Origin of the sequence: Actinomadura sp. WAC 06369 (assembly GCF_003947565.1) — a bacterium.
Classification (GTDB): Bacteria; Actinomycetota; Actinomycetes; order Streptosporangiales; family Streptosporangiaceae; genus Spirillospora; species Spirillospora rifamycini.
The window spans coordinates 21,637-27,839 of sequence record NZ_QHJN01000106.1 but is presented as its reverse complement, the minus strand read 5'-3'; the positions used below and the strand labels follow the sequence as shown (position 1 = coordinate 27,839).

The window sequence follows — 6,203 nt, the reverse complement described above, 5'->3', positions numbered from 1 at the left end:
AAGAGACAGGGGCCCGATCATGCCGCCCCGCCGACGCGACCGTCCCCGACCTCCCGCTTCCCGCCCGCCGCTGACCGGCGGTGCGGCATGATCGGACCCGCCGCCGCGACGACAAGGAGGCCGCCATGACCGCGCACGGACGCACGACCCGGCTGGAACTCGACGACCAGAACCTCCGCGAGTGGGAGGCGGTCGTCCTCGAATCCGGACCCGACGGGATCGTCCTCGACCGCTCGGCGTTCTACCCGGGCGGCGGCGGGCAGCCGCCGGACCACGGCGTCCTCCTCTGGCAGGGCGTCCAGACCCGCATCGCCGGCGTCCGCAAGGGCGACGACCCGGTCCTCCTGCCCGCCGAAGACGACCCGCTCCCGCCCGCCGGGACCGTGGTGCGCGGCGCCGTCGAGGACGACCGCCGCACCGCCCTCATGCGCACCCACTCCGGCCTGCACCTGCTGTGCGGCGTCGTGTTCCGCGACTTCGGCTGCCTCGTCACCGGCGGCAACATGGAGCCGCTGACCGCCAGGATGGACTTCGACCTGCGCGAAGTCCCGCCGAACTTCAAGCAGACCGTCGAGGACGCCTGCAACGCCGAGGTCGAGGCGAACCGCCGCATCGACGTCCGCACCCTCCCGCGCGCCGAGGCGTTCGCGATCCCCGACATCGTCCGCACCGCCACCAACCTGGTCCCGCCCGAGGTGCAGGACGTCCGCATCGTCGACATCGTCGGCCTCGACACCCAGGCCGACGGCGGCACCCACGTCGGCTCCACCAAGCAGATCGGCCGCATCACCGTGGCCAAGGTCGAGAACAAGGGCCGCGGCTTCCGCCGCCTCCGCATCAAGATCACCGACTGACCCTCGACGAAGCGGCCGCACCCGGGCGGATCACCGACCGGCCCCCGACCGCCCCGTCCGGGGAATCGGCCGGTGAACCGGGGGAGCATCGCGGAGGTGCGGGGTACATCGGCGCCGCTCGGGGATGAGGCGGCCTCCCACGTTCGCCACGGCTCTGTGGCGTTTGTGTGCCGCGACGCACGGTGCGACTGTATGTGACTGTGTCAGCACACAGAGAAATCGAGGGTGGTCATGATCGAACTTCCGATTCCCGTCGGTATTCCGTTCCTTATTCTCATTTCCGACGAGTCGATCTGCCTCGAGGGGTGGCGCGAGACGCTGTGCTTGGGCGATCTGAACTGAGCCGCACCTGAGCACGGCAGGGGCCCTCCGCCACCGGCGGAGGGCCCCTGTGTCGATCGCCGTCTCACCGCGGATCAGCGTTCGGGCGTGGGGACCCGGTGGTTCTCGTGAGCAGGGGTGCTCTCGGGCGCATCGGGCTTGAGGGCGTGGCGGTCGGGGCGGGGGGTTCGGAGGCGGAGGCAGGCGTAGGCGAGGAAGGCGAGGGCCGCGGCCAGGTAGGCGTTCGCCACGAGGGTGACGGGGCCGTGGAAGCCGTACTCGTCGGGGCCTCCGTCGTGGGGGGTGAACCACATGGGGGCTATCGCGAACACCGCGAAGGCGAAGGCGGGGGTCTTGCGGTGGCCGTCGCGGAGGAGGACCGCGAGGGCCGGGACGACCCACACCCAGTGGTGCGCCCACGAGATCGGGGAGACGAGCAGGCCCGTGGTGCCGGTGACGGCGATCGCGGCGAGCCAGTCGCCGCGGCGGGCGCGGGCGGCGGCGAGGGCGAGGCCGGCGACGGCGAGCAGGGGCGGGACGAACGTGTACCAGCCGTCCACGTGCTCGGCGCCGCCGAAGATCCGGACGGCCGCGCCGTACGGGGACTGGTTGCTGATGTAGGGGGCGCCGACGCGGGACGTGTCGAAGAAGGTGTGCAGCCAGTAGACGCGGGACGCGTCGGGGGCGACGGCCCACGCGGCGAGGGCGCAGGCGCAGAATGCGGCGGCGGCGAGCGCGGCGGATTTCGTTCTGCGGGTGACGAGGAGAAAGAGGATGAAGATTCCGGGGGTCAGTTTCATCGCCGTGGCAATGCCGATTCCGATGCCCGCCTTCTTGTTGTTCGCGATGCGTTTCATGTCGTGCATCACGAGCGCCAGCAGGAACAGGTTGACCTGCCCCTGGTAGAGCGAGTGCCACATCGGCGCGAGAGCGAGGCCGGCGGCGACGGCCGCGGCGACGGCCGGACGGGACGGGCGGCGGCCGGCGAGTTCGAGCGTCACCGCGCACGCGTAGGCGAAGGCCGCGACGGACGCGAGCTGCCAGGCCACGCGGGCGACGGCGAGGGGCAGGGCGGAGAGGGGCGCGAACACCAGGGCGGCGAACGGGGTGTTGGTGAACCAGTGGTCGGCGTGCTGCTCCAGGTAGAGGGACGCGCCGTCGGTGAGGGCCTCGCCGCCGAGCATGTAGATGCGGAAGTCGAGGGAGTCGTAGGTCGCGGCGAATATCGCGACGGCGACCAGTTCGATGGCGAGGGCCGTGTACGCCAGCCGTTTCACGTATGTCCTCCGTCCGGTGTGGACGGCCCACGATCGCGAATGGCGCGGGGGCGTCGCGTCGGGCCGGGGATTGCATTCGCGGACGGGGTTGTGGCCCGGGGGATTAAGCCCGCGGGCCAATGTGCGGGGGAGGCGCGCTCGTTACGATCGGCGCATGGTGAATCGCCGGGTTCTTTCCGCGGCGTCGATGTGGTGCGCGGCAGCGCTGTACCCGGTCGTCGTGTACCTGACGTTCGAGAGCGCGCCGTCGGGTTTCCAGGGGCTGGAGGTGCTGCTGACGGTGGCGCTGACGGTCGCGGTCCTCGGGATGCTGGCGCGGTGGCCGCTGCCGGCGTTCGCGGTGCTGCTGCTGGCCTGGACGGGCGGGATGCTGGCGGAGCAGCAGGGTGTGGCGCTGCTGCTGCACGTGCTCCTCGCGGACGCCGGGGTGGCGTACGTCGCGTCGGTGCGGCCCCGGTGGACGTCGTTGACCGCGGCCGGGGTGACGGCGCTGGTTCAGCTCCTGTGCGTCTCGCTGTTCATGTACGTCAACGAGACGCTGTACCTGTCGGTGCTGCTCGCGCTGGTGGTCGCGTGGACGGCCGGGAACTCGGTGCGGGTGCGGCGGGCGCACGCGGAGGCGCTGCGGGCGCGGGAGACGGAGCGGGCCCTCGCGGAGGAGCGGCTGCGGATCGCGCGGGAGCTGCACGACATGGTGGCGCACAGCGTGGGGATCATCGCGATCCAGGCGGGCGTCGGGGGACGGGTGATCGACACGCAGCCCGCGGAGGCGCGCAAGGCGCTCGACGTGATCGAGGCGACGAGCCGGGACACGCTCGCGAGCCTGCGCCGGATGCTGACCGGCCTGCGCCGGGAGGGGGCGCTCGGGCCGGCGCCGGGACTGGACGACCTGGAGCGGCTCGCGGCGGCGACGTGCGACGCCGGGGTGCGGGTGGACGTGCGGCGCACGGGGGAGCGGCGGGAGCTGCCGTCGGACGTCGACCTGTGCGCCTACCGGGTGGTGCAGGAGGCGCTGACGAACGTGGTGCGGCACGCGGGCGTGGCGGACTGCAGGGTGACGATCGGGTACCGGGAGGACGGCCTGGAGATCGAGGTCGAGGACGAGGGGAGCGGCGGGACGGTGGGCGCCGGGTTCGGGATCGTGGGGATGCGGGAGCGGGTCGCGCTCCTGCGGGGCGAGTTCGCGGCGGGGCCGCGGCCGGGCGGCGGGTTCCGGGTGGCGGCGAGGATCCCGGCGTGACGGTCCGGGTGCTGCTCGTGGACGACCAGCCGCTCGTCCGGGCGGGGCTGCGGGTGCTGATGGCCGACACGTCCGACCTGGAGATCGTGGGGGAGGCCGGGACGGGCGCGGAGGCGGTGCGGCTGGTGGAGGAGGTCGCGCCGGACGTGGTCGTCATGGACATCCGGATGCCGGACATGGACGGCATCGAGGCGACGCGGCGGATCTCGGGCGCGCGGGTGGTGATGCTCACCACGTTCGACGACGACGAGTACGTGTACGGGGCGCTGCGGGCGGGCGCGAGCGGGTTCCTGGTGAAGGACATGGCGCTGGAGGAGATCCTCGGCGCGATCCGGGTGGTGGCGCGGGGCGACGGGCTGATCGCGCCGAGCGTGACGCGGCGGCTGATCGCGGAGTTCGCGGCGCGCCCGGAGCGGGAGCCCGCGCGTCCGGCGCGTCCGCTGGAGGGGGTCACCGGGCGGGAGCGGGAGGTGCTGGCGCTGGTGGGGCGCGGGCTGACGAACCACGAGATCGCGGACGAGCTGGTGATCAGCGTCGCGACCGCGAAGGCGCACGTGGCGCGGCTGCTGGCGAAGCTGGACGCCCGCGACCGCGTCCAGCTGGTGATCATCGCCTACGAGCACGGGCTGGCGGGTCCGGGCGGGTGACGTCCGGAGCAGGACTCCTACCGGCTGTAGTACTACGCGGGGGCGTCGGATAATCTGGATGCCGTGAAGGGTCTGGGAGAGCTTGAACGCACGGTCATGGAGGTCCTCTGGGCGCGGGAGGACGCCGGCTCCGGTGCCGCCACCGCGCGTGACGTCAGCCGTGCGCTGGCGGACGACCGGGACCTCGCCCACACGACCGTCATGACGGTTCTCGACAGGCTCGCGAAGAAAGGCTTCCTGGAGCGCGAGCGCGACGGCCGCGCTTGGCGGTACCGTCCGGTGGAGAGCCGGGAGGGGTACGTGACCGAGCTGATGCTGGGTGCGCTGGAGGAGACGGGCGACCGCGACAAGGCGCTCGTCCACTTCGTCCAGTCGGTTTCGAGCAACGAGGTCGACGTGCTCCGCCAGGCGCTGGCAGCCCTCACGAAGGAACCACCGGCATGACCGGAACCGCCCTGCTCGCATTGATCTCCCTGGGGACCGTCGGCGGGGCGCACGCGCTGTCCCGCGCCCGGTGGACGTGGCGGACCCCGCGCATCGGCATCGCCCTGTGGCAGGCCCTGGGCCTGTGCTGGGGCGTCGCCACGATCGGCGCCCTGCTCGGGCTGGCGCTGCTGCCGTACCGCAGCGGCGTCGCGGGCGGGCTGCCCGGCCTGTACAACGACGGGGCGGCGAAGCTCGACACGCTGCACATGGCGGCGCTGCTCGGGGCGATGAGCCTCACCGGGGTGCTGCTGGTGATGCTGGTGTTCGCGGTGGTCCGGGTGGTGCGGGCCCGGCGGCGGCACCGGGCGCTGCTGGCGCTGGTGTCGCGCCGCGACTCGGCCGTCCCGGGCACCCTCGTCCTGGACCATCCGGGTGCCGCGGCGTACTGCGTGCCGGGCGTCCGGTCGTCCAAGGTGGTGGTGAGCGCCGGGACGCTGGAGCTGCTCGACACGGCGGAGCTGGCGGCGGTGCTCGCGCACGAGCGGGCGCACGCGCGCGAGCGGCACGACCTGGTGCTGCTGCCGTTCGCGTCGCTGCGGCAGGTGTTCCCGCAGCTGCGGCTGGTGGGCCGGTGCCTGGACGCGGTGGAGCTGCTGATCGAGATGGCGGCGGACGACCGGGCCCGGTCGGGGCGGTCGCCGCGGGAGCTGGCGACGGCGCTGCTGCGGTTCGCCGCGGCGCGCCCGGCGGCGGCGCCGTCGGGGACGCTGGGGGTGGCGTCCCGCGACGACATCCCGGTGATGGCCCGGGTGAACCGGCTGCTGGAGCCGCGCCCGCTGCCGCGCGCGACGCGGCTGGCCGCGACGGCGGCGGTGCCGCTCGTCGCGGGCCTGCCCCTGCTGCTCATCGTCCTGCCGCACTGACCGGGTTCCGCGTCAGTCCGCGAGGACGGTTCCGTAGAGCCGGTCGACGTGCAGGCGGATCACCATCCGGCGGTCCTTGACCATCTGTTCGAGGAACGCGCGCTCGTCGTCCGGGTCGGCGAAGCCGGGGGTCAGCGCGAGGAGTTCCCGGCCGACGGCGTCGCCGGGCGTCCCGCTCACGTCGGACACTTCGGCGGTCCCTTCGGCGACGGCGAACGCCATGTGGTCGTCGCTGGACACGTGCAGGGCCGCGTGCGGGTCGTTCGCGAGCTGCCGCACCTTCGCGCGTCCGGCGATCGTCGAGATCCGGATGACGCGCGCCTCCGGGTCCCAGGCGTGGACGACGGTCGACAGGTGCGGGTGGCCGCTGCGCTTGTTCGTGGCGAGGACGCCGAACGGCCGTGCGGCGAGCAGGCGGGCGAGTTCGTCCTCGGAGGCGGGCTTCGGGCCGGGTCCCTGGCCGGGGCCGTACCGCGTCATGGTGTGCTCCTTGTCGATCGGTGCCGGCCGGTGGC

The 6,203-nt window shown here is 73.2% G+C and carries 7 protein-coding genes; 5 read left to right on the top strand and 2 right to left on the bottom strand.

Annotated features, from left to right (window positions below; genetic code table 11):
- The first annotated feature begins 125 nt into the window (after nucleotides 1-125).
- Complete coding sequence (locus DMH08_RS25780; protein WP_026404786.1) at nucleotides 126-854, top strand: alanyl-tRNA editing protein; 729 nt, start codon at nucleotides 126-128, stop codon at nucleotides 852-854.
- 416 nt (nucleotides 855-1,270) lie between these two features.
- Here the strand turns inward: DMH08_RS25780 and DMH08_RS25775 are convergent, their stop codons facing one another.
- Complete coding sequence (locus tag DMH08_RS25775) at nucleotides 1,271-2,452, bottom strand: glycosyltransferase 87 family protein (RefSeq protein ID WP_125618325.1); 1,182 nt, start codon at nucleotides 2,450-2,452, stop codon at nucleotides 1,271-1,273.
- 154 nt (nucleotides 2,453-2,606) lie between these two features.
- Here DMH08_RS25775 and DMH08_RS25770 point away from each other — a divergent pair, with 154 nt between their 5' ends.
- From DMH08_RS25770 to DMH08_RS42465, 4 genes are all read left to right on the top strand, one after another.
- Nucleotides 2,607-3,692: a sensor histidine kinase gene (locus tag DMH08_RS25770; RefSeq protein WP_125618322.1), complete on the top strand. Its 1,086-nt coding sequence runs from the start codon at nucleotides 2,607-2,609 to the stop codon at nucleotides 3,690-3,692.
- Nucleotides 3,689-4,339: a response regulator gene (locus DMH08_RS25765; protein ID WP_125618320.1), complete on the top strand. Its 651-nt coding sequence runs from the start codon at nucleotides 3,689-3,691 to the stop codon at nucleotides 4,337-4,339. Before DMH08_RS25770 ends, DMH08_RS25765 begins: the two co-directional genes overlap by 4 nt.
- Nucleotides 4,340-4,402: 63 nt before the next feature.
- Nucleotides 4,403-4,783, top strand: coding sequence for a BlaI/MecI/CopY family transcriptional regulator (locus tag DMH08_RS25760; RefSeq protein WP_026404790.1), 381 nt, complete (start codon nucleotides 4,403-4,405; stop codon nucleotides 4,781-4,783).
- Nucleotides 4,780-5,688: a M56 family metallopeptidase gene (locus DMH08_RS42465; protein ID WP_026404791.1), complete on the top strand. Its 909-nt coding sequence runs from the start codon at nucleotides 4,780-4,782 to the stop codon at nucleotides 5,686-5,688. Before DMH08_RS25760 ends, DMH08_RS42465 begins: the two co-directional genes overlap by 4 nt.
- A gap of 12 nt (nucleotides 5,689-5,700) precedes the next feature.
- Here the strand turns inward: DMH08_RS42465 and DMH08_RS25750 are convergent, their stop codons facing one another.
- Entirely contained in the window at nucleotides 5,701-6,168 is a 468-nt protein-coding gene (locus DMH08_RS25750; RefSeq protein ID WP_125618318.1) for a TIGR03618 family F420-dependent PPOX class oxidoreductase, read from the bottom strand.
- Nucleotides 6,169-6,203: the final 35 nt, after the last annotated feature.

Bases quoted from the DNA above. Each gene is read 5' to 3' on its own strand.
- DMH08_RS25780 (WP_026404786.1), top strand. From the start codon at position 126: ATGACCGCGCACGGACGCACGACCCGGCTGGAACTCGACGACCAGAAC.
- DMH08_RS25770 (WP_125618322.1), top strand. From the start codon at position 2,607: ATGGTGAATCGCCGGGTTCTTTCCGCGGCGTCGATGTGGTGCGCGGCA.
- DMH08_RS42465 (WP_026404791.1), top strand. From the start codon at position 4,780: ATGACCGGAACCGCCCTGCTCGCATTGATCTCCCTGGGGACCGTCGGC.
- DMH08_RS25750 (WP_125618318.1), bottom strand. From the start codon at position 6,168: ATGACGCGGTACGGCCCCGGCCAGGGACCCGGCCCGAAGCCCGCCTCC.